The 1,206-nt window shown below is 67.6% G+C and carries 1 protein-coding gene; it reads left to right on the top strand.

Features of this window, described 5'->3' with window-relative positions; genetic code table 11:
• The coding region (locus Q7J41_RS04025) for an ATP-binding cassette domain-containing protein (protein WP_304885475.1) at window positions 1-1,206 on the top strand (1,206 nt) is incomplete at both ends.

Genomic DNA, 1,206 nt, shown 5'->3' with positions numbered 1-1,206 from the left:
GGTGGGCAAGCACATCAGCGAACACCACTACGCTCTGGAGAGCGGTGACGCCGATCGCCTGGCCGAGGCGCAGACTGCCCTGTCCGAGGCTGGGGGCTGGGAATCCCTGGCCGACGTCGACGCAGCCATCTCGCGCCTGGCGCTCAACCCGGACCAGAACTTCGAGGACCTCTCCGGCGGGCTCAAGCGCCGGGCGCTGCTCGCGCGCGCGCTGGTGGGCAACCCGGACGTGCTGCTGCTCGACGAGCCCACCAACCACCTGGACATCGACTCCATCGCCTGGCTGGAGGACTTCCTGCTGCGCCACGTGCGCACGCTCATCTTCATCACCCACGACCGCATGTTCCTGCGGCGCATCGCCACGCGCATCATCGAGCTGGACCGCGGCAAGCTGGCCGACTGGTCCTGCGACTACGACACCTTTCTCACGCGCAAGGAGGGCCAGCTCGCCTCCGAGGAGAAGACCTGGGCCGAGTTCGACAAGAAGCTCGCGCGCGAGGAAGTCTGGGTGCGCCAAGGCGTCAAGGCCCGGCGCACCAGGAACGAGGGCCGCGTGCGCGAGCTCAAGAAGCTGCGCGATGAACGCGCGTTGCGCCGCGAACGCTCGGGCACGGCCACCATCATCGTGCAGGACGCTGAACGCTCCGGCAAGCTTGTGGTGGAGGCCAAGGGCGTGTCGCACGCCTGGGGCGAGGGCCCGGACGCAGTGCCGGTGTTCACGGACCTCAACCTGTCCATCATGCGCGGCGACAAGCTGGGCCTCATCGGCCCCAACGGTGCGGGCAAGACCACCCTCATCCAGGTGCTCCTGGGCAAGATCAAGCCAAGCCACGGCAACGTGCGCCTGGGCACTAACCTGGAGGTTGCCTACTTCGACCAGCACCGCGAGGAGCTGGATCCGAACAAGAACGTGCGCGAGAGCGTGGCCGAGGGCAGCGACCAGGTCACCATCAACGGCCACACGCGCCATGTCATGGGCTACCTGAAGGACTTCCTGTTCTCGGCGGAGCGCGCCAACAGCCCGGTGCGCGTGCTCTCCGGCGGGGAGCGCAACCGGCTGCTCCTGGCGCGACTGTTCACCCGGCCCTCCAATGTGCTGGTCATGGACGAGCCCACCAACGACCTGGACGCCGAGACCCTGGAACTGCTCGAAGACCGCCTCATGGAATATCCCGGCACCCTGATCCTGGTGAGCCACGACCGCGC

It is taken from the genome of Acetobacterium sp. (genome assembly GCF_030652775.1).
Taxonomy (GTDB): domain Bacteria; phylum Bacillota; class Clostridia; order Eubacteriales; family Eubacteriaceae; genus Acetobacterium.
The sequence above is the reverse complement of the archived record's forward strand: the minus strand, read 5'-3'. Positions and strand labels throughout refer to the sequence as shown.